The 24337-nt window shown below is 70.3% G+C and carries 20 protein-coding genes; 13 read left to right on the forward strand and 7 right to left on the reverse strand.

Annotated elements, in window-relative coordinates; translation table 11 throughout:
* Positions 1-16: 16 nt before the first annotated feature.
* Together VPH61_RS06800 and VPH61_RS06805 are read right to left on the reverse strand one after the other, a co-directional pair.
* Positions 17-1195 carry a MarP family serine protease gene (locus tag VPH61_RS06800; RefSeq protein ID WP_332062749.1) on the reverse strand — a complete coding sequence of 393 codons (1179 nt, stop codon included), beginning with the start codon at positions 1193-1195 and terminating at the stop codon, positions 17-19.
* Between the two features lie 154 nt (positions 1196-1349).
* Positions 1350-2018 carry a fasciclin domain-containing protein gene (locus VPH61_RS06805; protein ID WP_332062750.1) on the reverse strand — a complete coding sequence of 223 codons (669 nt, stop codon included), beginning with the start codon at positions 2016-2018 and terminating at the stop codon, positions 1350-1352.
* 168 nt (positions 2019-2186) lie between these two features.
* On the opposite strand from VPH61_RS06805, the gene VPH61_RS06810 reads away from it, so the two are divergent.
* The 6 genes from VPH61_RS06810 (at position 2187) to VPH61_RS06835 (ending at position 7850) form a co-directional block, all read left to right on the forward strand.
* Entirely contained in the window at positions 2187-3899 is a 1713-nt protein-coding gene (locus tag VPH61_RS06810) for a cytochrome c biogenesis protein DipZ (RefSeq protein WP_332062751.1), read from the forward strand.
* A 65-nt stretch (positions 3900-3964) separates the two neighbouring features.
* Positions 3965-4561, forward strand: coding sequence for an ECF RNA polymerase sigma factor SigK (sigK, locus tag VPH61_RS06815; RefSeq protein ID WP_332063001.1), 597 nt, complete (start codon positions 3965-3967; stop codon positions 4559-4561).
* Entirely contained in the window at positions 4558-5415 is an 858-nt protein-coding gene (locus tag VPH61_RS06820) for an anti-sigma factor (protein ID WP_332062752.1), read from the forward strand. The genes sigK and VPH61_RS06820 overlap by 4 nt, the downstream gene beginning before the upstream one ends.
* A 99-nt stretch (positions 5416-5514) precedes the next feature.
* On the forward strand, positions 5515-6555 hold the full coding sequence (locus tag VPH61_RS06825; protein WP_332062753.1) for an LLM class F420-dependent oxidoreductase: 1041 nt from the start codon (positions 5515-5517) through the stop codon (positions 6553-6555).
* Between the two features lie 163 nt (positions 6556-6718).
* Positions 6719-6901, forward strand: coding sequence for a YegP family protein (locus VPH61_RS06830; RefSeq protein WP_332062754.1), 183 nt, complete (start codon positions 6719-6721; stop codon positions 6899-6901).
* Positions 6902-7544: 643 nt separating this feature from the next.
* Positions 7545-7850, forward strand: a complete 306-nt coding sequence (locus VPH61_RS06835; RefSeq protein ID WP_332062755.1) for a hypothetical protein — start codon at positions 7545-7547, stop codon at positions 7848-7850.
* Here VPH61_RS06835 and VPH61_RS06840 read toward each other — a convergent pair.
* Positions 7822-9012: a hypothetical protein gene (locus VPH61_RS06840; protein ID WP_332062756.1), complete on the reverse strand. Its 1191-nt coding sequence runs from the start codon at positions 9010-9012 to the stop codon at positions 7822-7824. The two genes, VPH61_RS06835 and VPH61_RS06840, sit on opposite strands and share 29 nt — an antisense overlap.
* A 132-nt stretch (positions 9013-9144) precedes the next feature.
* Here VPH61_RS06840 and VPH61_RS06845 point away from each other — a divergent pair, with 132 nt between their 5' ends.
* The 7 genes from VPH61_RS06845 (at position 9145) to VPH61_RS06875 (ending at position 20118) form a co-directional block, all read left to right on the forward strand.
* Positions 9145-10419: a sensor histidine kinase gene (locus tag VPH61_RS06845; RefSeq protein WP_332062757.1), complete on the forward strand. Its 1275-nt coding sequence runs from the start codon at positions 9145-9147 to the stop codon at positions 10417-10419.
* The gene (locus VPH61_RS06850; protein ID WP_332062758.1) at positions 10416-11096 is read left to right on the forward strand and encodes a response regulator transcription factor; all 681 of its coding nucleotides are present in this window, start codon (positions 10416-10418) and stop codon (positions 11094-11096) included. Before VPH61_RS06845 ends, VPH61_RS06850 begins: the two co-directional genes overlap by 4 nt.
* Positions 11097-11168: 72 nt before the next feature.
* Positions 11169-11807, forward strand: coding sequence for a DNA-directed RNA polymerase subunit beta (locus VPH61_RS06855; RefSeq protein ID WP_332062759.1), 639 nt, complete (start codon positions 11169-11171; stop codon positions 11805-11807).
* A gap of 203 nt (positions 11808-12010) precedes the next feature.
* Positions 12011-12898 carry an aminodeoxychorismate lyase gene (locus VPH61_RS06860; RefSeq protein WP_332062760.1) on the forward strand — a complete coding sequence of 296 codons (888 nt, stop codon included), beginning with the start codon at positions 12011-12013 and terminating at the stop codon, positions 12896-12898.
* A gap of 194 nt (positions 12899-13092) precedes the next feature.
* A complete protein-coding gene (locus VPH61_RS06865; RefSeq protein ID WP_332062761.1) occupies positions 13093-15468 on the forward strand; it encodes a helix-turn-helix transcriptional regulator in 2376 nt (791 codons plus the stop codon).
* A 106-nt stretch (positions 15469-15574) separates the two neighbouring features.
* Positions 15575-18124, forward strand: coding sequence for a glycosyl hydrolase family 18 protein (locus VPH61_RS06870; RefSeq protein WP_332062762.1), 2550 nt, complete (start codon positions 15575-15577; stop codon positions 18122-18124).
* A 164-nt stretch (positions 18125-18288) separates the two neighbouring features.
* Positions 18289-20118 (forward strand): glycosyl hydrolase family 18 protein, encoded by a 1830-nt coding sequence (locus VPH61_RS06875; protein WP_332062763.1) that lies wholly within the window; start codon positions 18289-18291, stop codon positions 20116-20118.
* Between the two features lie 108 nt (positions 20119-20226).
* On the opposite strand, the gene pstB is transcribed toward VPH61_RS06875, so the two are convergent.
* The 4 genes from pstB to VPH61_RS06895 all read right to left on the reverse strand — a co-directional run bounded on the left by pstB (position 20227) and on the right by VPH61_RS06895 (position 24244).
* Complete coding sequence (gene pstB, locus VPH61_RS06880) at positions 20227-21006, reverse strand: phosphate ABC transporter ATP-binding protein PstB (protein WP_332062764.1); 780 nt, start codon at positions 21004-21006, stop codon at positions 20227-20229.
* Between the two features lie 22 nt (positions 21007-21028).
* Positions 21029-22123, reverse strand: coding sequence for a phosphate ABC transporter permease PstA (gene pstA / locus VPH61_RS06885; protein ID WP_332062765.1), 1095 nt, complete (start codon positions 22121-22123; stop codon positions 21029-21031).
* Positions 22123-23061, reverse strand: coding sequence for a phosphate ABC transporter permease subunit PstC (gene pstC / locus VPH61_RS06890; RefSeq protein ID WP_332062766.1), 939 nt, complete (start codon positions 23059-23061; stop codon positions 22123-22125). Before pstC ends, pstA begins: the two co-directional genes overlap by 1 nt.
* Before the next feature lie 91 nt (positions 23062-23152).
* The gene (locus VPH61_RS06895; protein ID WP_332062767.1) at positions 23153-24244 is read right to left on the reverse strand and encodes a phosphate ABC transporter substrate-binding protein PstS; all 1092 of its coding nucleotides are present in this window, start codon (positions 24242-24244) and stop codon (positions 23153-23155) included.
* Positions 24245-24337 lie beyond the last annotated feature (93 nt).

Genomic DNA, 24337 nt, shown 5'->3' on the forward strand with positions numbered 1-24337 from the left:
CAGGGGTTCGCCCGCGTCAGCCGCCCACGCACGCTCCCGAGTCGACGGCGGCGTCGAGACTCGGCGCGGCACTCGCAAGCGGCGAGAGCGTCGACGTCGGAATGGCGAAGCCGACGTTGTCGACCGTCTCGGACTTCGCGAAGACGACCGCCGCGACCTCGCCGTCGCCCGTGAGCACGGGGCCGCCCGAGTTGCCGTGGTCGACGTCGGCGGCGAGGGTCACGACGTCGCGCGTCGATGTGGCGCCGTCGGTGCGGATCGTCAGCGGCCCGCTCGACATGACGCTGGCCGGCCGCAGCTCGAACGGCCCGCCGAAGGGGTAGCCGGCCACGGCGACCTCCTCTCCGGGTGAGGGGGTCGCGAGGGCGAGCGGCAGGGTCTGGAGTCCGTCGACCGCGATGAGGGCGAGGTCGTTCGCCGCGTCGAACGAGACCACCCGGCCCTGCACGGCCGGCTGCCCGGGAGCCTCGACGATCGGCTCGGTCACGCCGGCCACGACGTGCGCGTTCGTCACGACGCGGTCGGGCGCGACGACGAACCCGCTGCCCGAGAGCGTCGACCCGCACTCGAACGCACTGCCGGTGATGCGAACGACGGATGCCGCGGCGACCGCGAGCTCGGGATCGTCGACGTCGAAGTCGGGCAGTGCGGGAGCCTCGGTGGGCCCGCCGAGCGCGTCGACGAGCCAGGGCAGGCCGTCGCCGAGGATGGTGGTGCGAAGCTCGGCGAGCAGCGTCTTCGTCGGTGCGGGGGTGACGGTGTCGAGACCCTGCAGCACGCGTGAGCCGGCGATCGCGGGAGAGAGCACGGGCACGCCCATCGCCGAGACGCCCGACGCGACGAGCGCGACGACGAACGCGGTGACGAGCAGGTTGCCCAGGGCGCCGAGGATGCGGTCGAGCACGCCGAGCTTGACAGCCCGCACACCCCGGCTGAGGAGGCGCCCGACCACCGCGCCGAGCCACGCGCCGAGGCTGAGCAGGGCTATGGCCGAGGCGATCGCCGCGGGTGCCCGCCACTCGGGCCACGGCACGAGGCCCGCGATCCACGGCATCACGAAGTACGCGGCGATGCCCGCGGCGACGAGTCCGACGAGGCCGGCGGCCGTGTGCAGGAGCCCGGCGCGCCAGCCGTTCACGATCGCGCCGATGAAGACGAGCACGAGGGCGATGTCGAGCAGGATGCTCCAGACCACGGGGCTCCTTTCGATGCGGGGGGACTCCAGCCTGCGGCATCCGTCTTCGAGAGTGCTGAAGGCGCGCGTGTGCTCGGCGCGGCGTGAGACCGGGGCACACGAGAACGACCCCGTCGTCGGGTCGACGGGGTCGTTCGCTCGTGGGGCGACGCTGCTACATCGTGGGCATCAGCACCGAGTCGACGAGGTAGACGGTCGCGTTCGCGGTGTGCACGCCGCCGCAGATGACCGCGGCGTCGTTGACCATGAGGGCGTCGCCCGAACCGGTCACCTCGACCGTGCCGCCCTGGACGGTGGTCTGCGTGCCGACGACCTCATCGGGCGAGAGCTGACCGGGCACCACGTGGTAGGTCAGGATCGACGAGAGTGTCGCCGAGTCGGTCTTCAGTGATTCGATCGTCGCCGCGTCGATCTTGGCGAACGCCTCGTCGACGGGGGCGAAGACGGTGAACTCGTCGCCGTTCAGCGTGTCGACGAGGTCGACCTCGGGGTTCAGCTGGCCCGAGACTGCCGCGACGAGCGTCGTCAGCAGCGGGTTGTTCGAGGCCGCGACGGCCACCGGGTCGGTGGACATGCCGACGACGGATCCGGGGCCGTCGGGAACGGCCTCAGCGTAGGCGGCGCAGCCGGAACCGACGAGATCGGCCGCGGGGTCCGCCTCCATTGCCTCCTCGGTGGGCTGGGTCTCCTCGGACGACATGGCGGGCTCTTCGGTCTCGGCGGTACTGGCGCCCGCGCTGCAGCCGGCGAGTCCGAGCACGGCGACAGCCGTGATCGAGAACGCGGCGAGGACGGTGCGGGTGCTGCGGTTCGTGGAACGCATCGGTCGACTCCTTCGTGAATGGCGACCGCGGAAGCGGGTCGTTGCGAGGGATTCGACGCCCGTCGCCGATCGGATTGGTGTGAATCCGATCGGTGCCCGATCGCCGTCCCGACCAATCGGATCCGGCGTCCGCTGCGAACCACCGTCGACCCGAGAAAGCAGGACCCTGTGATCACCCTCGCCCTCATCGGCCTCCTCGGAGGCCTCATCACCGGCATCTCGCCCTGCATCCTCCCGGTGCTGCCGGTCATCTTCCTCTCGGGCGGGGCGCAGAGCGCCAGGGGTACGGCGGATGCCCCGGCGGCCGGCCGCTGGCGGCCGTACCTCGTCATCGCGGGGCTCGTGGTGAGCTTCAGCGTCTTCACGCTCGTCGGCTCGCTCCTGCTCGCCCTGCTCGGGCTGCCGCAGGACGTGCTGCGCTGGGCGGGCATCGTCGTGCTCGTGCTCATCGGCGTCGGCCTCATCGTGCCGCGCTTCGAGGAACTGCTCGAGAAGCCGTTCTCGTGGATCCCGCGGAAGAACGTCGGCACCGAGCAGGGCGGGTTCCCGCTCGGCCTCGCGCTCGGCGCCGTCTACGTGCCGTGCGCGGGCCCGGTGCTCGCGGCCATCACGGTCGCAGGCTCGACGGGTCGCATCGGCGTCGAGACCGTCGTGCTGACCGTCTCGTTCGCGGTGGGCGCCGCGCTGCCGCTCCTCGTGTTCGCGCTCGCCGGCCGTCGGGTGGCCGAGCGGGTGAAGACCTTCCGGAAGCATCAGAAGGGCATCCGCATCACCGGCGGCGTCGTCATGATCGCGCTCGCCGTGGGGCTCGTCTTCAATCTGCCGCAGCTCCTGCAGCGGCTCGTGCCCGATTACACGAACGCGTTCCAGCAGGAGCTCGCCGACTCGGAGGAGGTCACGCGGGCGCTCGACCTGGGCGGTCTCGTGAACAACGAGAACGCGAAGCTCGACGAGTGCACGAACGGCGCGGCCGAGCTCGAGTCGTGCGGCGCCGCTCCCTCGATCAAGGGAATCCAGCAGTGGTTCAACACCGAGGGCGGTGCGGCCGTCGACCTCGCTGAGCTTCGCGGCCAGGTCGTGCTCATCGACTTCTGGGCGTACTCGTGCATCAACTGCCAGCGCTCCATCCCGCACGTCGTGGCCTGGGACGAGGCCTACCGGGATGCCGGACTCGCCGTCGTCGGCATCCACTCGCCCGAGTACGCCTTCGAGAAGGAGCCGCGCAACGTCGCGGCGGGCATCGCCGACTTCGGCATCGACTATCCCGTCGGCCTCGACAACACGCTGTCGACGTGGACGAACTACCGCAACCGCTACTGGCCCGCGCACTACCTGATCGACGCGGACGGCGTCGTGCGTCACATCTCGTTCGGCGAGGGCAACTACGCCGCTACCGAGTCGCTCATCCGCGAGCTGCTGCAGGACGCCGACGCTGCGGTCGACCTGCCGGCCGCCACCGAGCAGTCGGAAGACACCCCCGAGGCCGGTTCCACGACCCCCGAGACCTTCCTCGGCACGACGAAGCAGGTGAACTTCGCGGGCGCCCAGCCGTACCGCCGGGCGACGACCGAGTTCGCCTTCCCCGGCGACCTCGCTGCCGACTCCTTCGCCCTCGACGGCGACTGGGCGCTCGACACGCAGTCGATCGCGCCGTCCGCGGGCGACGCCCGGGTGCGGCTCGACTACACCGCGAGCGAGGTGCGGATGGTGCTCGGCGGATCGGGCACGATTGTCGTCGACGACGGCGATGAGCGCCGGGAGATCCAGGTCACCGGTGTTCCGCGATCGTACGAGCTCGTGAAGACGGATGCCGCGGCATCCGGAACCATCACCGTCACCGTGAGCCCCGGTGTCGACGCCTACTCCTTCACGTTCGGATGAGCCATGCGATCGCAGAGCACTGCGGAGCCGTCATGGCCCGCACGACCACCAACGCCGGATCTGGCATGCTGGAGCGCGTGGCCGACCGCGACAGTGACCTCACTGCGCCGGCGCCCGTCTCGACCGCAGAGCAGCTGCTCACGCGCATCGGCACCGGCGACCGGGAGGCGTTCGGCGAACTCTACGACCAGACTTCGGCGAGGGTCTTCGGCCTCGTGCGCCGACTCGTGGTCGACCCGGCCCAGGCCGAGGAGGTGACGCAGGACGTGTACCTCGAGATCTGGCAGACCGCCCCGCGATTCGATGCGGCCCGCGGAAGCGCCCTCGCCTGGATGTTCACCCTGGCGCATCGCCGCTCGGTCGACCGCATCCGGGCCTCCCAGGCCGCGCGCGATCGCGACCTCCGCATCGGCGTGCGCGACCTCGACGTGCCGGTCGACACCGTGGCCGAGACCGTCGAGATCCGAGTCGAGCACGAACGGGTCGTCGGTGCGCTGGAAGATCTCAGCGAACTGCAACGCGAGTGTGTTTCGCTGGCCTACTACGGCGGACTCACGCAGAGCGAGATCGCCGACCGCCTCGAGGTGCCGCTCGGCACGGTGAAGACCCGATTGCGAGACGGCATGATCAGACTGCGAACCGCATTGGGGGTGACGACGTGAGCGAGACGAACGAGCCGCGCGAGGTGCCGCAGCCGCACGACGCCGCGCCCGACTCCGTCGACGCGCTGCGCGACGCCGTCGCGGCGTACGGGCTCGACGCGCTCGATGCCGACGAGCGAGCAGCCGTGGAGCGTGCACTGGCAGACGACGCCGAGTTGCGGGGCGAAGCCGAAGGATTCGCCGAGACGGCGGCGCTGCTCGCGAGTGCGACTGCGCCCGTCGAGCCGCCGCCCGCGCTGAGATCCAGGCTGATGGCGCAGCTCGACGCGCTGCCGCAGCAGCAGCTTCCGGATGCCGCGGCGCCCGCCGTGCCCGCTGTGCGTGCGGCACCCTCGGAACCTGCTCCTGCGGTGCGGCGAGCGGAACTCGAGACCGGCCCCGCGGAGCGCGCCGCGCAGCGGCGCTGGTTCCAGCGTCCGGGGGCGATCATCGCGGCAGCGGCGGCATCCGTCGTGCTCATCGCCGGAGCCATCATCGGCGTCGGCTGGGCCGGCCCCAACGGCTGGGGCGCGCAGCGCGAGATGGCCGCGATCGCCGAGGCGCCCGACGTGGAGTCGTCGACCCACGAGGTCGAGGGCGGCGGCGCCGTCACGCTCTACTGGTCGGCCGAGCAGGGCCGCTCGGGCGTCGTCGTCGAGGGGCTGCCGGATGTCGGCGAGACGTCGACGTACGAGCTCTGGTACATCGACGACGCGGGTGCGCAGTCGGCCGGCACGTTCGACGTCGCCGGAGGCGAGACCTGGCGCGTGCTCGAGGGCGACTTCGCTCCGGGCGTCGCCGTGGGCGTCACCGTCGAGCCGGCGGGCGGTTCACCGCAACCCACGACCGAACCGATCGTCGTCATCTCCACGTAGTCGACCTGCCACAACGGATGCCGCTGCGCCGACCCGCCTCGGTTAGGGTCTGAGTGCCCGTGGCCGTGCGGCCGGGCCCAGACACGATGAGGAGTTCGGATGCGCGTCGGAATGTTCCTGAATTACGCGGGCGGCTTCCGCGAGGTCGCCGACGAGGTCGTCGAGCTCGAGCGGGCCGGCGTCGACCTCATCGCCGTGCCCGAGGCGTACTCGTTCGATGCCGTGAGCCAGCTCGGCTTCCTCGCGGCCCGCACCTCGACCATCACGCTGGCCTCCGGCATCCTGCAGCTCTACACGCGCACGCCCACGCTCACGGCGATGACGGCCGCTGGTCTCGACTTCGTCTCCGACGGCCGGTTCGAGCTCGGCATCGGGGCATCCGGCCCGCAGGTCATCGAGGGCTTCCACGGCGTGCCGTACGACGCGCCGCTCGGCCGCACGCGTGAGCTCGTCGACATCTGCCGCATGGTCTGGCGCCGCGAGCCCGTCGTGCACGAGGGGCGCCGCTACACGATCCCGTTGCCCGCCGACCAGGGCACCGGGCTCGGCAAGCCCCTGAAGCTCATCAACCACCCCGTCCGCGAGCGCATCCCGATCACGATCGCCTCGCTCGGCCAGAAGTCGGTCGAGCAGACCGCGGAGATCGCCGACGGCTGGCTGCCGATGTTCTTCCACCCCGAGCGGGCGGCCGGCGTCTGGGGCGACGCGCTCGCCGCAGGCTCCGCGAAGCGCGCCCCCGAGCTCGCGCCGCTCGACGTCTTCGCGAGCCCGGCGTTCGCGATCACCGACCACCCCGAGCAGGTGCTGCCGCTCGTGAAGCCGCAGCTCGCGCTCTACATCGGCGGCATGGGCGCCCGCGGCAAGAACTTCTACAACGAGCTCATCTCGAGCTACGGCTTCGAGGCCGAGGCGGCGCACATTCAAGACCTCTACCTCGAGGGCCGCAAAGACGAGGCGATCGCCGCGGTACCCGACGAACTCGTCAGTGCGATCTCGCTCATCGGCCCGGCCGGCCACGTCGCCGAACGCGTCGCCGCGTTCGCGGAAGCCGGGGTGACGACCCTCGCCGTCACCCCGCTCGCCCGCACCTCCGCCGACCGCGTCGCGCTCATGGCCGGACTGCGCGCGATCGTCGGCTGACGAGCGCCGCGACATCCGCTCGATCGATCGGGGAGCGGATGTCGCAGCCGGATCGATCCCCGGCGAAGTCCCAACTGCCTCTGGTGCTGTGCCGGGTACGGGGCTAGCGTGAGATCGTGCCCGCGATGACGCGGACGCAAGGGACACCTGGGGAGGAGCCGCCATGGCGGGAACGTTCGAGCTCTATGAGGATGCGAGCGGGCAGTTCAGGTTCCGGCTGAAGGCCGGCAACGGTCAGACGATCGCGGCATCCGAGGCCTACACGACGAAGTCGGCCGCGCAGAACGGCATCGAGTCGGTGCGCTCCAACGCCCCCGACGCGACCATCGTCGACCAGACCACGTAGTTCGAACGCCCGCCGAGGCGGTGCCCGGGAGCGGGCCCGCTGCGGCGTGCGTTCGAAGCCGGGCGAAATGCACGCCGTCGGCGATCACTGTGCCCCCAGAGAGACTCGAACTCTCGACCCACGGATTAACCTGCTGCACTAGGTTTCCCTAGCCACCGTCGCCGGCTTGCAGTCTGGACTATATCTTCACCTTCGGCCGAGCCGGTCAGGTGCGCCGCGTGTAGTCTCTGAGGTTCCCTTGCGGTTACCTGCTGATTGCCCAATCCCTCGGATTGTCACTGCCCTTTCGGGCGAGTACCTCGGGCTCTCAGGGTGTTCCAGCATATAGCGGCGGTCATCCAACGTATTTCGACGCTGGCGCTCCTATTTTTTGTTGAAGTCCGTTGCTCTAACCAACTGAGCTATGGGGGCGGAGCCAGCCTAACAGGCTGATTCCGACGGCGGCTTCGGTGCGCGTGTCGGGAGGTGGGGCTACCGTGCCGACGTGAAGGAATGCTGCATGTGCCGGCGAACCCTGCCGCGGTCCCAGTTCAACGTCAAGTCCGCGTCGCCAGACGGTATTCAGAACGTCTGCCGCGAATGCAATCGGGCCCAGGCGCGCGAATACTATGCACGGAATCGAGATGCTCACCTCCGAGTCGTCATGGCACGCAGGGCCGGGCAGCGGAGACTGGCGATCGAGGCGGTCGGCGCGTACCTGCTGGCTCACCCGTGCGTCGATTGCGGCGAGGCAGACGTGCGGGTGCTGGACTTCGACCACCGCGTCGGGAGCGGCAAGCAGGCCGAAGTGATGCGGCTGGTGCAGAACGGCTACTCCGTCCACCGTGTCATGGCAGAGATCGTGAAGTGCGACGTGCGCTGCCGCAACTGTCACGCCAAGGTCACCTATGAACGCCTCGGGGAGAACTGGCGAACGGCGCTCATGCGACGCACGGTCGGCGAGGAGTGAACGACAGGTCGCGGTCGGCCGCACGCCACTCGACGTACGCGCCCACCGCGAGCGCGAGCATGGGGCCCCAGAACCAGAGCGGCAGCACGAGGTTCACGAGCAGGGCATCGGCCGGCGAGACCGCTGGGCCGACCGTGGTCAGCAGCATGGGCACGGCGGCGATGCAGAGGATGCCGGCCGCGATGAAGCCCGGGACCGCAGCGGCCGCCACCGGCACCGGCCGCCCGCCGACCCACGGCATCCAGCGCGGGAAGACCCGGCCCCACGGCAGGATCAGCCCGAGCGTGAGAATGCCGGCAGCGATCGCCCCCGCGCCGATCACGAGACCGGTGACGAGCATCTCCGGTTCGAGCTCTTCGCTGCCTGGGCCGAAGAGCGGCCACGGCGTCACCCAGCTCGCTCGCGCCACGGCGTAGGGGAGGGGCCCGATCGCCGCGAGAACGGTGAGGGTGCGACGGTGGCGGACGAGCCACGCCGCCAGGCGACCAGAGCTCGCCGAGCGAAGCGTCACGAGCGTCAGCGCGCCCCAGACGAGCGCCGAGATCAGCCCGAGGCCGACGATCGCGAACCCGGGAAGGCCGGCGACGAGCGCGCCGCCGAGCATCACCGCGAAGTCGACCACCCCGTCGATCGTCAGCCCGGCCCACAGCACAGCCGTCGCGACCACGAGCAGCAGGCCCGTGAGCAGGGCTGCGCCGAGCCGCGGTGCGCGTACGAGGGTGACGCCGATCGTGACGAGACCGGCGATCACGGCGGCCGCTCCGAAGAGGTACCCGGTGAGGGCGATGGTCGACATGCTGCCGAACAGGAAGGCCATCGCGGCGGTGACGAGACTCGCCGCGATGCCCGCGGTGTTCGAGCGCGGCGGCGTCGCACGCCGGCGCGCCAGCGAAGCGGCGATCGCGACCCCCGCCCCGCCGGCGGCGAGGGCGAGCAGTGCCGCCGCAGTCGGGTCGAGCACCAGCGTTGCGAGGCTCGGCGACGGGGGACTGACGAACGGGCTCAGCGCCGGCTGAGCGAGCCAGACGATCGAGAGCCCTGCGATGATCGCGGAGGCGACGAGTGCGACGAGGGCGAGCGGCCGGAGGGCCTTCGAGGGGCGGTGGCTCGGGGCGCCCGGCCGATCCGGGAGGGCTCGGGCGTCGGGTTCTGCGGTGGTCACGGTGCAGCTCCTCTGGATCGTTGCGCGGCCGCACGGTGCGGCAACGGCCAGCGTTCCAGCGCGACGGATCGTGCGCCTCACCCCGACGGGTGAGGGACGCACCGGAGGGTGCCGGGTAGCGTGAGCGGCGATATGGATGCTTCGTCCGGCCCCGATGCCGCAGCTCGATCGTCGCGGAAGCCCTCCCTCGCGGATGTCGTCGGCGCGCTCGCCGCGGCGGCGGCGCTGCTGCCGTTCACGGTCGCCGAGCTGCTCCGCGCTGCGCCGTCCGACCCAGCATGGGTCGCCGTGGTCATCGGCCTGTTCGTGCTCCTGCACGGGGCCGTGGCAGTGCGTCGACGCTCGCCGCTCGGCGGGCTCCTGATCGCCTCGGGCATCATGCTGGCGCTCACCGCGGCGAGCCTGCCCGGCAGCCCGACCGTGGCCGTGCTGATGCCGAGCAGCCTCGTGTACCTCGTCTTCGTCTTCACCGCGGCGGCGAGCGGCGGGCGCCTGGCGGACGTCGCCGTGTTCGCCCTGGGGCTCGCCGGCGCCGCGATGATGACCGCGGTGGCGATCATGCACGCGACCGTCGAAGCGCTCGTCGCCGAACCGGCCGCGATCATCACGCTCGTGGGCTTCCTCGTCGCCTCGATCGGAGCGGCATGGGCGCTCGGTCGCGCTCGGCTCGAACTCCGTCGTGCCCGGGCGGCGCGAGAGGTCGCTCGCGAACAGGCCGCCGAGCTCCGCCTGCAGCGTGAGCGCGAGGCCGCCGCCGAGGAACGTCGCCGCCTCGGCCGCGACCTGCACGACGTGGTCTCGCACTCCCTCGCCGTGATGGTCGCCCAGGCCGAGGCCTCGCGCGTGCTGCTCGGACGCGATGACGCGAGGGCCCGCGCCTCCATCGAACACGTCGTGGCGACCGGGCGCAGTGCGATGACGGACATGCGAGGGCTCGTCTCGGTACTGGCCGCTGCGAACCGCGATGACCGGCCCGACGCCGTTCCGATGGAGCCGAGCCCGAGCCTGGCCGACCTGTCCGAGCTTGTCGAGCGCGCTGCGGCTCCGGGGCGTGCGGTGTCGCTCGACGAGTCCGGCACTCCTCGCGCCGTCAGCCCGGGTGTCGGGCTCACGGTGTACCGCGTCGTGCAGGAATCCCTCACGAACACCCTGAAGCACACCGAGCCGCCGACGAGCAGCGCCGTGCGCCTCGAGTGGGGAGCCGACGTGCTCGAGGTGATCGTGGAGGACGACGGGGGCGCGGGGGGCGCCGGGCCGTCGGCCGACCAGCACGACGGCCGCGGCATCCGCGGCATGCGCGAACGGGCCCGCCAGCTCGACGGCACCCTCGAGAACGGCCCGATCACGGGCGGAGGCTGGCGCACTCGGCTCCGCCTGCCGCTGCCGCCCATGGAGCCGTCGGAATGAGCGGCGTCGAGCCCGCGGCATCCGCTCGCATTCGCGTCGCCATCGCCGATGACCAGGAGCTCATCCGGTCCGCCGTCGCCGTCATGGTGGAGGCGCACGACGACCTCGAGCTCGTCGGGGTCGCGGCCGACGGCGGCGAGCTCCTCGAACTCGCTCGGGCGCATCGTCTCGACGTGGTGCTCATGGACATCCGGATGCCTCGGCTCGACGGCATCGAGGCCACTCGCCGGCTCCTCGCCGAGCATCCGGCGACGCGGGCGCTCATCCTCACGACCTACGATCTCGACGAGTACGTGTTCGCGGCGATCCGGGCGGGAGCCGGCGGTTTCCTCACGAAGGATGCCTCGAGCGACGAGATCGCCGCGGCGATCCGGGCCGTCCACGGCGGTGACGCCGTGCTCGCGCCGCGCGCGACCGCGAGCCTCGTCGACTTCGTCGCACAGGCCCCGACACCCGCCGACCCCGATTCGCTGCTCGCCGACCTGACCCCGCGCGAGCGGGAGGTGTTCATGCAGCTCGTCACCGGCGCGTCGAACGAGCAGGTCGCCGCCCGCCTCTACCTGACCGGCAACACCGTGAAGACCCACGTCAAGTCGATCCTCTCGAAGCTCGACCTCGCCGACCGGGTGCACGTCGTCATCTGGGCGTTCGAGCACGGCATCGCCGGGTCTCGGTAGCGACCGCGTGCCCGGTCCGCCGAGCGGGCGGTCAGCCGAGGCTCTCGGAGAAGACGAGTAATGTGTGCGGCGATGGCTTCCGAATTCTCCCGACCCACCAAGTTCCCGCCCGGCATGTTCGAGGCGTTCCAGGGTGCGGAGGACCCGGCGCACCTGAGCCGGGTCGCCCACGACACGGCCGCCGCGCTGCTCGCACGAGTGCAGGCGGACCCCGATCCCGAGGTGGTCGCACGGCTCGTCGCCTACACCGACGAGCACGGCATCGACGCGATCGCCGAACTCTGGTCGCGCGCCTCCGCGAAGAGCCTGCCGGGTGCGCTGTGGCGCGTCTACCTGCTGCGCGCGCTCATCCGTCAAGACCCGCAGAGCATCAGCCTCGCCTTCCAGCGCGGCACCGAGGTCTCGCACACGATCGACCAGGTGGTCGCGGGCGCCGCCATCCCCGCAGGGCCCGACGAGGTCGTCGAGCTCGCCGACCGCATCCTGCACGGGCTGTTCACAGGCGACTTCGCCGTCGCCCTCGAACGTGCCGCGGCGTTCGCGCGCGTCGCGGCGACCGGATCGGCGAGTCTCGCCGACGACGCCGACGAGGCCGATTCCGTGCACCCCGATCGTCCGGCGAAGCTCACGATCCGCGCCCATCGCCTCGTCGAGCTCGCCGACGAGCTGACCTCCTGCGCCCGGCTCTGGCGGCGCGACGCGCTCGACTGAGGAGCCTTCGCGGCCTGGAGGGAATGAACCACCTCCCGACGTCGTTTAGAATTGACGTGGCCGGCCGCAGTAACCCCGGGCTCCAATATTCGCCGCTCCGAGCGGCCTCGCGCCGAGAGGCGTTCTGCGGCCGGCCTCTTGCATGCAGTAGAGCGGATGCCTCGGCGCGAAGCGCGCCCGCGGCATCCGCGTAGCATCGGAACATGCCTGAGACCGTCACGCTCCTCATCGAACCCGTTCCCGCCGACGCGCGCGATCTCGACATGGCATCGACCCTGCGCGACGTCGACGCCGCAGCGCCCGCGCTCCGCGTCGGAGAGCTCTCGACGCAGCGCGGCGACGGCATCTTCGAGACGATCGGCGTCGTCGACGGCCACGCGCAGGAGACCGCGCCGCACCTCGCGCGCCTGCGCAACTCCGCACTGATCTGCGAGCTACCCGAGCCGAACCTCGCCCAGTGGCAGGCCGCCGTCGACACGGCGGTCTCACGGCTCCCGCAGCAGGGCGAGTTCGCGATCAAGCTCGTGCTCAGCCGCGGCGTCGAGCACGGCCCAGCCCCCACCGCCTGGCTGCACGCCGTGCCCGCCGCCGACTTCACCGCGGTGCGGGAGCGCGGCATCGCTGTCGTCACCCTCGATCGCGGCTACGCGCACGACGCCGCCGAACGCGCACCCTGGCTGCTGCTCGGCGCGAAGACCCTGAGCTACGCCACGAACATGGCGGCGCTGCGCGAGGCGCACCGTCGCGGCGCCGACGACACGATCTTCGTCTCGTCCGACGGGTACGTCATGGAGGGGCCGACGTCGAGCGTCATCCTCCGGCACGGCGAGCGATATTCGACGCCGGCGCCCTCGGGGGCGATCCTGCACGGCACGACGCAGCAGAGCCTCTTCGAGCACCTCGAGGCGGCCGGGCGAGCAACGGAGTACCGCGACATCCCGATCGCCGAGCTCTCGACGGCCGACGCCATCTGGCTCGTCTCGAGCGTGCGGCTCGCCGCCGGAGTGACGAGCCTCGACGGGGCTCCGGTCGCCTACGACGCCGCCGAGACGCGCGCGTTCAACGACTACCTTCGCTCGCCCCGCGACTGATCAGGGCGGGTCGGCGCGGAGCCAGCATGGGCGTGGCACCGGGCCGGCACTGCGAAGCTGGCGTGGATACCGCGGTCTCCGCGTCCCCTGAACGGGGAATTGCGCTCGCGCGAACCGCCCTCGACGCTCGTTTGTAAATGTTGCTAACATAACCGCACGCGACCAGTGAAGTGAGCGAGCGGAGGGTGGCACCCATGAGCGAGGCTCCGCGTCACGGCTCCCGGCACCGCCCCGTCGGCGTCGTCTTCGAGGGCTCGAGTGCGATCGTCGAGCTGCTCGCGCAGCATGACCTCATCGTCGCGCCCCACGTGGCCGCTCGCCTCGGGCTCGGCCTCGCCGGAGACGCCGACGCGATCATCGAGGTGGCGACAGCCCTGCGCGCATCGCAACGGCTCGGCCTCACCTCGTTGCCCGACCCTCTGCCGATCGTGCCCGCGATCGACGCCGATATCGGGCCGGCCTGCGAACGACTCGACGGCTGGGAGCGGCAGGCCCTCGTGATCGCCGCCGTCTGCATCGACGACCGCAGCGACGTACTGCTCGCGGCCACGGGGCGTTCGATGGCCGACCTCGTCGAGAGCCCGTTGAGCCGGCAACTGCTGCTCGTCGCGGGACACTTCGCCTTCGCCGACCCGCGCACCCGCGTCTGGGTGCACGGGCGTGCATCACTGGCCGATCGCACCGCCGCCCACGGCGCGCTCGCCGACGCGTACCGGTCCATGCGGATCGACGAGCAGGAGACCTGGCACCGCTCGCTGGCAACCCTCGAGGGGTCGAGCGACCTCGTCGGCCCGCTTCTCGACATCGCCGAGCGAGCGGATGCCGCGGGCGAGGCGGAATGGGCGCACACGGTCGCACGCGAGGCGGCGAGTCATGCCGGCGGTGAGCAGGCCATGCGTGCCCGGAGCATCGCGGGTCGAGCTGCACTGCACGCCGGGTTCGTCGACGAGGCGGAGCGCTGGTTCGGCGACGTGCTACGCCGGGGAGACGAGATCAGCCGGACAGACGTGCTCGGCGAGTACCTCATCGCCGTCGCCATGCTCAGCGGCGACGTGCCCGACCACGAACTCGACGAGCGACTCGAGCACGCAGGATCCTGCCCGGGCGGCAGCAGGCACGCGCTCGCCCGTGCGCTGCTCATCGCCGCCGGACTGCTCGCGGAACGGGGCGCGATGCACCGGGCCGGCCAGCGGCTCGCGCAGGCCCGTGAGCTCCTGGAACGATCGGGCCTCCCGCACGACGAGTGGCTGGCCATGCGCGACTGGTGCTCGCTGTTCGGCGGAGTGGTCGACGATTCCAAACTCGCAACGGTCAGCCCGACGCCCGAGTCGACCCGCTTCGGCGCCCTCAGCGTGCTCGCCCGCGCCCTCGAATGCGGGCTGGCCGGCGATGCCGCCGGGGCGGCCCGGCGGCTCGCGCTGCGCCGGGACGTCGTCGGAGCGACCGGCGGGATCGCCGTCGCCGACATCGAGCGGTCGCCCCTCATGCGCGCCGAGCGAGCCGTCGCGATCGCCCTGCTCGAACTCTGGGCGGGCGAAGTGGGGCGCGCGGCGACCGGCTTGCGCCAAGCGGCATCCGACGTGCCGATCGCGCTTGCATTCGGTGGTCTCGGTGCGGTGCTCGCCCGCCGGATCGAACTCATCTCGACTGGGGAGATCGGGCCCTGGGCGCGCGCGATCGAATCCGTCCTGCCGCAGCCGATCCTCGGTGTGCGGCGCGAAGACCTCATCGATCGCGCCGTGACGGCGCACCTGCACGGGCGCAGGGCCGAAGCGGAAACGCTCGTCGCGCTCGCCGAGGAGCGGTCCCTCCGGGGGTTCGGCTGCGGCCTGCACGTGCCCGGCCTCGACGCTGCATCGGAGGAACTCGAAGATCCAGACGGGGGCCCTGCGCCGGCTGACGCGAGTTCCGCCCTGGCCGGCTGCACCGGGCGGCGCACGCCGGACGCCCGGCTTGCGAGCCAGCTCCGGCACCGGATGCGATGCATCGGCCGTGTCGGATTCGAGGCCGACCACACAGTCGTCGCCGAGCTCGCGCGAGCGATCGTCTCGCCGTACGAACGTGCGCGGACCGAACTCATGCTCGCGCGCACCTGCGCCGCATTCGGTGCCGGCGACCTGGCCGAGCGGCACCTCGTGGCGGCCGAGCACCTCTTCGGCGACTGCGGCGCGATCGGCTGGCTGCAGGCGGTGACCGTGGAGCGCGAGGCGCAGGGGCGCCCTGTCGACGGCCCCGATGCCGACTCGCAGGATTCGCCGCCGACCGGGTCCGAGACATCCCATCGCCCTGCACCGCCGGCAGCGGTACCCGCACCCGCATCGCAGGCATGGGATCTCGCCGACTGCCGAGCGGCATGGGCGCAGGTGCTCACCGACCGTGAGCTCGAGGTCGCAATGCTCGTGGTCGAGGGTGCCTCCAACCGCGATGCCGCCGCGCGACTCTTCGTCTCGGTCCGCACCGTCGAAGTGCACGTCGGGCGAGTGTTCTCCAAGCTCGCCGTGCACTCGCGTGTCGAACTGGCGGTGCTCGCGCACCGCATGCGCGGGCGCATGTCGGGCACGCATACGTAGTCCTGCGTATGCGTGGATGTGCTGATTCGGCGGCGTCGCGCCCCGAATAGCGTCGGGCTGCCCGCGAGGTGCGCGGGCCGAGGCATCCGAATCGGACGGAAACGACATGCGAACACCCCAACGAATGCGCGCGCGGCTCCTGACCGCCGCCGCCGGCATCGGCCTGCTGCTGGCGGCCCTCATCCCACCCGCGATCGCGAACGCGGCCGAACAGTGCGGCGACGCATGGAGTTCGACGACCGCGTACTCGGGCGGGGCGAAGATCTCGTACGACGGTGTGAACTACATCGCGAAGTGGTGGACGCAGAACAACGTGCCCGGCACCGAGCAGTGGGGACCGTGGGCGAGCGACGGCGCCTGCGGGACGACCACGCCGACCCCGACGCCCACGCCGACTCCGACGCCCACCCCGACTCCGACGCCCACCCCGACCCCCGAGCCGGGCACGCCGTGGACCGCGAACCCCGACGAGAAGTGCCGACCTGACGGTCTCTACCAGACCCCGGGCGTGAATGTGCCCTACTGCTCGGTGTACGACGCCGACGGTCGAGAGAAGCTGCCCAACGGACTCGAGCACCGGGTGATCGGCTACTTCACCAGCTGGCGCACGGGCGTCGACGGAACGCCGCGCTACCTCGCGAGCGACATCCCGTGGACCAAGATGAGCCACATCAACTACGCCTTCGCGCACATCGACGGTGCCGGAAAGGTCTCCGTCGGCGCGGAGAACGCGAACGACGCGGCGACCGAGATGACCTGGCCCGGCGTCGCCGGCGCCGAGATGGACCCGGCACTGCCGTATCAGGGCCACCTCAACCTGCTCGAGAAGTACAAGAAGGCCAATCCCGGCGTGAAGTCGCTCGTCTCGGTCGGCGGTTGGGCCGAGACCGGCGGCCACTTCGGGACGGACGGCAAGCGCGTCGCCGACGGCGGCTTCTACACGATGACGGAGTCGCAGGCGAAGATCGACGCGTTCGCCGATTCCGCCGTCGCCTTCCTCCGCCAGTACGGCTTCGACGGCGTCGACATCGACTACGAGTACGCCACGAGTAACAACAAGGCGGGCAACCCCGACGACTTCGCGGTCTCCGACCCGCGCCGGGGCGCGTTGTGGGCCAACTACGTGAAGCTCATGAAGACGCTGCGCGAGAAGCTCGACCGAGCAGGCGCGGCCGACGGCCAGCACTACCTGCTGACCGTGGCCGCCCCTGCCTCGGGCTGGTTGCTCCGGGGCCAGGAGGTGCATCAGGTCGTGCAGTACCTCGACTACCTCAACATGATGTCGTACGACCTGCACGGAGCATGGAACGAGTACGTCGGGGGCAACGCGCCGCTCTACGACGACGGCAAGGACGCCGAGCTCGCCGCGGGCGGCGTCTACACGGCCTACAAGGGCATCGGCTACCTCAACACCGACTGGGCGTACCACTACTTCCGCGGCGCGATGCAGGCCGGCCGCATCAACATCGGCGTTCCGTTCTACACACGCGGCTGGACCGGCGTGACCGGGGGCACTGACGGGTTGGGCGGCAAGGCTCCGTTGGCCGACCAGACGAAGTGCGCGTACGGCACCGGCGCGACCATCGGAGGCAAGGACAGGTGCGGCAACGGTGCGAGCGGCATCGACAACCTGTGGCACGACAACGACGCCTTCGGCATCCAGATGGCGGCCGGAGCGAACCCGATCTGGCACGTGCTCAACCTGCAGAACGGAACGGTCGGCGACTACGCGGCGAGCTACGGCTCTCCGACCGCTCCGCTGGTCGGCACGTACGCGCACCGGTTCGACCCGGTGTCGAAGACCGAATGGTGGTGGAACTCCTCCACGAAGACCTTCCTCTCCGGCGACAGCGACCAGGCGATCCAGGCCAAGGCCGACTACGTGGCTCAGAAGGGCCTCGGCGGTGTCATGATCTGGGAGCTCGCGGGCGACTACGGGTACGACTCCGCGAACGGGCAATACACGATGGGTTCGACGCTCGTGAACCGCATCCACCAGACCCTGTCGGCGTCACAGCCGTACGGCGCGTCGAAGGCGACCACTGCGATGCCGACCAAGGCGCTCGACCTGCAGGTCTCGTACGACGAGTTCGCGCTCGGCGACAACAACTACCCGATCAACCCCGAGGTGACCTTCACCAACCGGTCGGCGGCGGCGATCCCCGCCGGAACGAAGATCACCTTCGACACCGGCACGAGCGACACCGGTGAACTGAAGGAGCAGAACGGCTGGGGCGTCACCAAGGTCGCCAGCGGGCACACAGGTGACAACGTCGGCGGTCTGAAGGGCGACTTCCACACGTACACCATCACCGTGCCGTCGGGAGGCATCCCGGCCGGCGGCTCCGTGTCCACGAAGCTCTCGTGGTCGATGCCGATGGCTCAGCTCTCGAACCTCCGCGTTCAGATCGGCGCCGAGACCTTCGCCACGCTGTACGACCTGCCGCGCAGCGCGCTGGTCGTCGCGCCGGGCGATGGAGCAGGCGGCGGCCCCGGGGGCGGCGGTACGTGCGACGCGGCGGCATGGAACGCCACGGCCGTGTACACCGGCGGTCAGCAGGTCTCGTACGGAGGCGCCGAGTACACCGCGAAGTGGTGGACCCAGGGCAACACCCCCGGGGCCTCCGATGTCTGGGGTACGGCCACCGTCTGCTGAGTCGCGGGCACGACCGACGGGGCCGAGTACGTACTTTTACGTACTCGGCCCCCTCGCGTTCGCCCGAACATGTGTGGATCGTGCGGACGCCGCGCCGCGGCATCCGCTCGTAACTTGACGGTGTGGGCGCGACCGCGCTCGTTCCTCCATCGACGAAGGACACCATGCAGAGACAGACAAGCACGCGACGGGGCCTGCGCACGGCGCTGGCCACCCTCGCCACCGGCGCGTTGGTCGCCGGTCTCGCCGCAGTCGGAGCGGCCGCCCCCGCGGTCGCCGCCGAGACGGCGCCGAGTGCCGTCAACGGCTACCGCAACGTCGGCTACTTCGCCCAGTGGGGCGTCTACGGGCGCGCTTTCCAGGCCAAGCAGCTCGAGACCTCGGGCGCGGCGGCCGACCTGACCCACATCAACTACGCGTTCGGCAACATCCACCACCAGGACCTCACCTGCTTCATCGCGAACAAGGCGCAGGGCACTGGGCCGAGCGGCTCCGACGGCGCCGGCGACGCATGGGCCGACTTCGGCATGGGCTACACCGCGGCGAACTCCGTCGCCGGCGTGGCCGACGCCTGGGACCAGAAGCTCGCGGGCTCGTTCAACCAGCTCAAGCAGCTGAAGGCCAAGCACCCGAACCTCAAGGTCATGATCTCGCTCGGCGGCTGGACCTGGTCGAAGAACTTCTCGAAGGCCGCGGCGACGGATGCCTCGCGTAAGAAGCTCGTGAAGAGCTGCGTCGACCTGTACCTCCGCGGCAACCTGCCCGTCATCGACGGGCGCGGCGGCGCCGGTGCGGCGGCGGGAGTCTTCGACGGCATCGACATCGACTGGGAGTGGCCCGGCTCGCCGAACGGCCTCGAGGGCAACTTCGTCGACGCGGTGAACGACAAGGCGAACTTCACGGCGCTCCTGAAGGAGTTCCGCACGCAGGTCGATGCGCTCACGGCCGAGAACGGCCACCCGTACCAGCTCTCGGCGTTCCTTCCGGCGAATCCCGCCGACATCGCCTCCGGCGGCTGGAATGACCCGGAGAAGTTCCGCTACCTCGACTTCGGCAACATCCAGGGCTACGACCTGCACGGAGCGTGGAACCCGACCCTCACCGGCCATCAGGCCAACCTCTTCGACGACCCCGCCGACACCCGACCGGCGACGCAGCGGTTCAGCGTCGACAAGGCCGTCAAGGAGTACCTGAAGACCGGCATCTCGCCGAAGCAGCTGGGCATCGGCCTCGCTGCCTACGGGCGCGGCTGGCAGGGTGCGACGTCCACGAACGCCTGGGGCACCGCGACGGATGCCGCCCCCGGAACCTGGGAGAAGGGCAACGAGGACTACGACAAGCTGAAGTCGCTCGGCACCGACCACTACGACGCCGCACTCGGCGCAGCATGGCGCTACGACGGCAACCAGTGGTGGAGCTACGACAACATCCGGTCGACCACGCGCAAGGCGCAGTACATCGTCGACACCGGACTCGGCGGCGGTATGTGGTGGGAGCTCGACGGCGACCGCAACGGCGAGCTCAGCGGCACCCTCGCCGACAAGTTGCGCGCCTCGAAGCAGGGCCCGGCGACGGACCCGGTGGGCAGCACCGACCCGACCGACCCGACGGACCCGACCGACCCGACTGACCCCGGAGACTGCGCCGCAGCGGCGTGGGCGGTCACCGGTGTCTACACGGGCGGCCAGAAGGTGTCGTACAACGGCTCGGAATACTCGGCCAAGTGGTGGACGCAGGGCGAGACGCCCGGAACGGCGGCCGTCTGGGCGCTCGTCGGCGCGTGCGACCCGACGGATCCAACCGACCCGACCGACCCGACTGATCCCACCGACCCGGGGGACTGCGCCGCAGCGGCCTGGTCGGCGAGCACGGCGTACAGCGGGGGCGCCCTCGTGAGCCACGGCGGTTCGACCTATCAGGCGAAGTGGTGGACGCAGAACAACACGCCCGGCGCCGAACAGTGGGGCCCGTGGGAACTGAAGGGAGCCTGCTGACGCGTCCTCGGGTCGGGTAGCCCCCCGCCCGGCCGAACGAGTCCGGCGACACGGATGCCCCGGAGCGAAGTTCGCTCCGGGGCATCCGTCATGCCTGCTGCTCGAGAATCAGCCGAAGCGGCCCGAGACGTAGTCCTCCGTCGCCTGCACCGACGGGTTCGAGAAGATCGTCGTCGTGTCGTTGTACTCGATGAGGTTGCCGGGCTTGCCCGTACCGGCGATGTTGAAGAACGCCGTCCTGTCGCTGACGCGCGAGGCCTGCTGCATGTTGTGCGTCACGATCACGATCGTGTACTTCTGCTTCAGGTCCTCGATCAGGTCCTCGATGGCGAGGGTCGAGATGGGGTCGAGCGCCGAGCAGGGCTCGTCCATGAGGATGACCTCGGGGGAGACGGCGATCGCACGTGCGATGCAGAGTCGCTGCTGCTGGCCGCCCGAGAGGCCGGAGCCGGGGCGGTCGAGGCGATCCTTGACCTCGTTCCAGAGGTTCGCGCCGCGCAGCGACTTTTCGACGAGCTCTTCGGCATCGGGCTTGGAGATGCGCTTGTTGTTGAGCTTCACGCCCGCGAGCACGTTCTCCTTGATCGACATCGTCGGGAACGGGTTCGGCCGCTGGAAGACCATGCCCACCTGACGGCGCACGAGCACCGGGTCGACGTCGGGGTCGTAGAGGTTGTTGCCGTCGATCAGCACCTCGCCCTCGACGCGGGCGCCGGGGATGACCTCGTGCATGCGGTTCAGGGTGCGGAGGAAGGTCGACTTGCCGCAGCCCGACGGGCCGATGAACGCGGTGACGCTCCGGGGCTCGATCGCGAGGTTCACACCTTCGACGGCGAGGAACTTCGAGTAGTAGACGTTGAGGTCGCGGACCTCGATGCGCTTGGACACGGGTTTCCTTTGCTTGCGGGGCTCAGCGGCCGAACTTCGGCGCGAAGAATCGGGCGACGAGCCTCGCGATGAGGTTCAGCGCCATGACGATGAGGATGAGGGTGAGCGCGGCGGCCCACGCACGGTCGAGGAACGCCTGGGGCGGGTTGCCCTGGTTCGCGTACTGCGTGTACACGAACACCGGCAACGACTGCATGCGGCCGTCGAAGAGGTTGTAGTTCACGCTCGCGGTGAAACCCGCTGCGATGAGGAGGGGCGCCGTCTCGCCGATGACCCGGGCGATCGAGAGCATGACGCCCGTCGTGATACCGGCGATCGAGGTGGGCAGCACGACCTTGACGATCGTCAGCCACTTCGGCACGCCGAGTGCGAACGCGGCCTCGCGGAGCTCGTTCGGCACGAGGCGCAGCATCTCCTCGCTCGAACGCACGACCACCGGGATCATGAGGAGGGAGAGGGCGACGGCGCCGGCGATGCCCGTTCGCGTGCCGGGGCCGAGGAAGATCGCGAACACCGAGTAGGCGAAGAGGCCCGCGACGATCGAGGGGATGCCGGTCATGACGTCGACGAGGAAGGTCACGCCGCGGGCGAGTCGCCCGCGCCCATACTCGACGAGGTAGATCGAGGTCATCAGGCCGATCGGGATCGAGATCACCGCCGCGGCGCCCGTCATGAGCAGGGTGCCGACGATCGCGTGCACGATGCCGCCGCCCTCGCCGGTGACGTTGCGCATCGACATCGAGAAGAAGTCGGCGTCGAAGCGTGCGGCGCCGAGGCTCACGACCGTGATCGCGAGCGAGACGAGCGGGATCATCGCGAGGACGAAGGCGCCGGTCACGAGCGCCGTGACGAGGCGGTCCATCGCCCGGCGGCGGCCCTCGACGAGCGTCGAGAACAGCCAGATGGCCGGGATGTAGAGCAGCGCGCCGACGAAGAGCGCCCCGCCCCAGTTGTACCCCGAGCCAGAGCCGAACGAGACGACGGCGAACACCGACGCGGAGACCGCGATCGCTGCGGCCAGGATCGTCCACGGCGCCGACTTCGGAAGTCGGCCGGCGGTCAGCGAGTTGGCGATGGCGACGCCGGTCTCGGGAGCCTGAGTGGTCTGGATGGTCATCAGTTGGCTCCCGAGAATTCCTTGCGGCGGCTGACGATCCAGCGCGCGAAGGCGTTGACCGCGAAGGTCACGACGAAGAGGATGAGGCCGGTGGCGATCAGGACGTTGACGTTCAGTCCGTACGCCTCGGGGAAGCTGAGGGCGATGTTCGCCGCGATCGTGTTCGGGTTGACCGAGGTCAGCAGCTGGAACGTGATCACGGGCGAGGCGGAGAGCACCATCGCGACGGCCATCGTCTCGCCGAGCGCGCGGCCGAGGCCGAGCACCGATGCGGAGATGATGCCGGAGCGGCCGAAGGGCAGCACCGCCGTGCGGATCATCTCCCAGCGGGTGGCGCCGAGGGCGAGTGCGGCCTCCTCGTGCAGCACCGGAGTCTGCAGGAACACCTCACGGCAGATGGCGGTCATGATCGGCAGCACCATGACGGCGAGCACGAGTGCAGCCGTCAGGATCGTGCGACCCGTTGCGGAGGGCGTGCCGCTGAACAGCGGGATCCAGCCGAGGTTCTCGTTCAGCCAGGCGTAGGCGCTCACGAGCGCCGGGGCGAAGACGCCGATGCCCCAGAGGCCGAACACGACCGACGGCACCGCGGCGAGGAGATCGACGATGTAGCCGAGCACCGAGGCGAGTCGGCGGGGAGCGTAGTGCGAGATGAAGAGTGCGATGCCGATCGAGATCGGCAGGGCGACGAGGAGCGCGAGCGCCGCCGCCCAGACCGTGCCGAAGACGAGCGGACCGACGTAGTCCCAGAAGTTCGTCTTCAGGATGGAGGCGTCCTCGCTCGTGGCGACCACGGCGGGGATGCTCTGCACGATGAGGAAGAGCGCCACCGCGGCGAGGGTGACGAGGATCATCGATCCCGCGAACACCGCCGAGCGGGAGAAGACGAGGTCGCCGATGCGGAGCTTCGCCTTGATCGGGGCCGGTGCGGACGTCATCTGGTGCGATCCTCGGAGTTCTTGAGTCGGGTTCTGGAGACGCGATCGTGCCCGACCCCGTCGCGAGCGATCGGGGTCGGGCACGAACCTACTACTTGATCGAGTCGATCGCAGCAGTGATCTTCTCGCGGAGCGAGTCCGAGATCGGAGCCGAACCGGCGTCGGCTGCCGCGACATCCTGGCCCTCGGGGCTCGCGATGTACGACAGGTAGCCCTTGACGAGCTCGACGTTGGCCGGGTCCTCGTACTGGCCGCACGCGATGAGGTAGCTCACGAGCACGATCGGGTAGACGCCGGCCTCTTCCGAGGTGCGGTCGATCTCGATGGCGAGGTCGCCGTCGGCACGGCCCTCGGCGAACGGCGAGGCGTCGACGATGGCGGCGGCCGCCTCAGGGGAGTACGGCACGAACTCGTCGCCGACCTTGATGGAGACGGTGCCGAGGTCACCGGCGCGCGAGGCGTCGGCGTATCCGATGGTGCCGTTGCCGTTGCTCACGGCGTCGACGAGGCCCGAGGTGCCCTGGGCGGCTTCGCCGCCCTCGAACGGCCACACGCCGTCGGCTTCCCAGGTCCAGACGTCGGCAGCGGCTGCGCCGAGGTACTCGGTGAAGTTCTCGGTCGTACCCGAGTCGTCCGAGCGGTGCACGGGCGTGATGGCGAGGTCGGGGAGGGTCGCGTCGGGGTTCGTCGCGGCGATCGCCGGGTCGTTCCAGTTCGTGATCGTGCCGGCGAAGATGCCCGCGACGGTGGCCGCGTCGAGGTCGAGCGAGTCGACGCCCTCGACGTTGAAGATGACCGCGATCGGCGAGATGTAGAGCGGGAGCTCGACGATGCTCGAGTCGGGGGCGCACTTCTTGAAGCCGCCGGCGGCGAGCTCCTCGTCCTTGAACGCACGGTCGGAGCCGGCGAAGTCGCTGGCGCCCTCGATGAAGGTCTCGCGACCTGCACCCGAGCCGGAGGGGTCGTAGTCGACGGTGACGTCGGGGTTCGCGGTCTGGAAACCGGCGATCCACGACTGCTGGGCTGCATCCTGCGAGGACGCGCCCGCGCCGACGAGGTTGCCCGAGAGCGTCGATGCCGACTCCGACGGTGCTGCGCCGCCTTCGTTCGTGGCACAGGAGCTGAGCGCGATCGCCGCGGTGACGGCGATGACGGCGGGCACGCCGAGACGCTTGAGGTTCACGTGAATTCCCTTCCGGGGTTCGATTGCAGGTTGTGGGCCGGGTGCCGACCCGCCTGCGACGCTAATGAGCGCGCCTTACGAGCATCCGTTAGG

Origin of the sequence: Agromyces sp. CCNWLW203 (genome assembly GCF_036576125.1) — a bacterium.
Lineage (GTDB): Bacteria > Actinomycetota > Actinomycetes > Actinomycetales > Microbacteriaceae > Agromyces.

Bases quoted from the DNA above. Each gene is read 5' to 3' on its own strand.
- VPH61_RS06805 (WP_332062750.1), bottom strand. From the start codon at position 2,018: ATGCGTTCCACGAACCGCAGCACCCGCACCGTCCTCGCCGCGTTCTCG.
- sigK (WP_332063001.1), top strand. From the start codon at position 3,965: ATGCTGGAGCGCGTGGCCGACCGCGACAGTGACCTCACTGCGCCGGCG.
- VPH61_RS06825 (WP_332062753.1), top strand. From the start codon at position 5,515: ATGCGCGTCGGAATGTTCCTGAATTACGCGGGCGGCTTCCGCGAGGTC.
- VPH61_RS06830 (WP_332062754.1), top strand. From the start codon at position 6,719: ATGGCGGGAACGTTCGAGCTCTATGAGGATGCGAGCGGGCAGTTCAGG.
- VPH61_RS06835 (WP_332062755.1), top strand. From the start codon at position 7,545: ATGGCACGCAGGGCCGGGCAGCGGAGACTGGCGATCGAGGCGGTCGGC.
- VPH61_RS06845 (WP_332062757.1), top strand. From the start codon at position 9,145: ATGGATGCTTCGTCCGGCCCCGATGCCGCAGCTCGATCGTCGCGGAAG.
- VPH61_RS06850 (WP_332062758.1), top strand. From the start codon at position 10,416: ATGAGCGGCGTCGAGCCCGCGGCATCCGCTCGCATTCGCGTCGCCATC.
- VPH61_RS06855 (WP_332062759.1), top strand. From the start codon at position 11,169: ATGGCTTCCGAATTCTCCCGACCCACCAAGTTCCCGCCCGGCATGTTC.
- VPH61_RS06860 (WP_332062760.1), top strand. From the start codon at position 12,011: ATGCCTGAGACCGTCACGCTCCTCATCGAACCCGTTCCCGCCGACGCG.
- VPH61_RS06865 (WP_332062761.1), top strand. From the start codon at position 13,093: ATGAGCGAGGCTCCGCGTCACGGCTCCCGGCACCGCCCCGTCGGCGTC.
- VPH61_RS06870 (WP_332062762.1), top strand. From the start codon at position 15,575: ATGCGAACACCCCAACGAATGCGCGCGCGGCTCCTGACCGCCGCCGCC.
- VPH61_RS06875 (WP_332062763.1), top strand. From the start codon at position 18,289: ATGCAGAGACAGACAAGCACGCGACGGGGCCTGCGCACGGCGCTGGCC.
- pstA (WP_332062765.1), bottom strand. From the start codon at position 22,123: ATGACCATCCAGACCACTCAGGCTCCCGAGACCGGCGTCGCCATCGCC.
- pstC (WP_332062766.1), bottom strand. From the start codon at position 23,061: ATGACGTCCGCACCGGCCCCGATCAAGGCGAAGCTCCGCATCGGCGAC.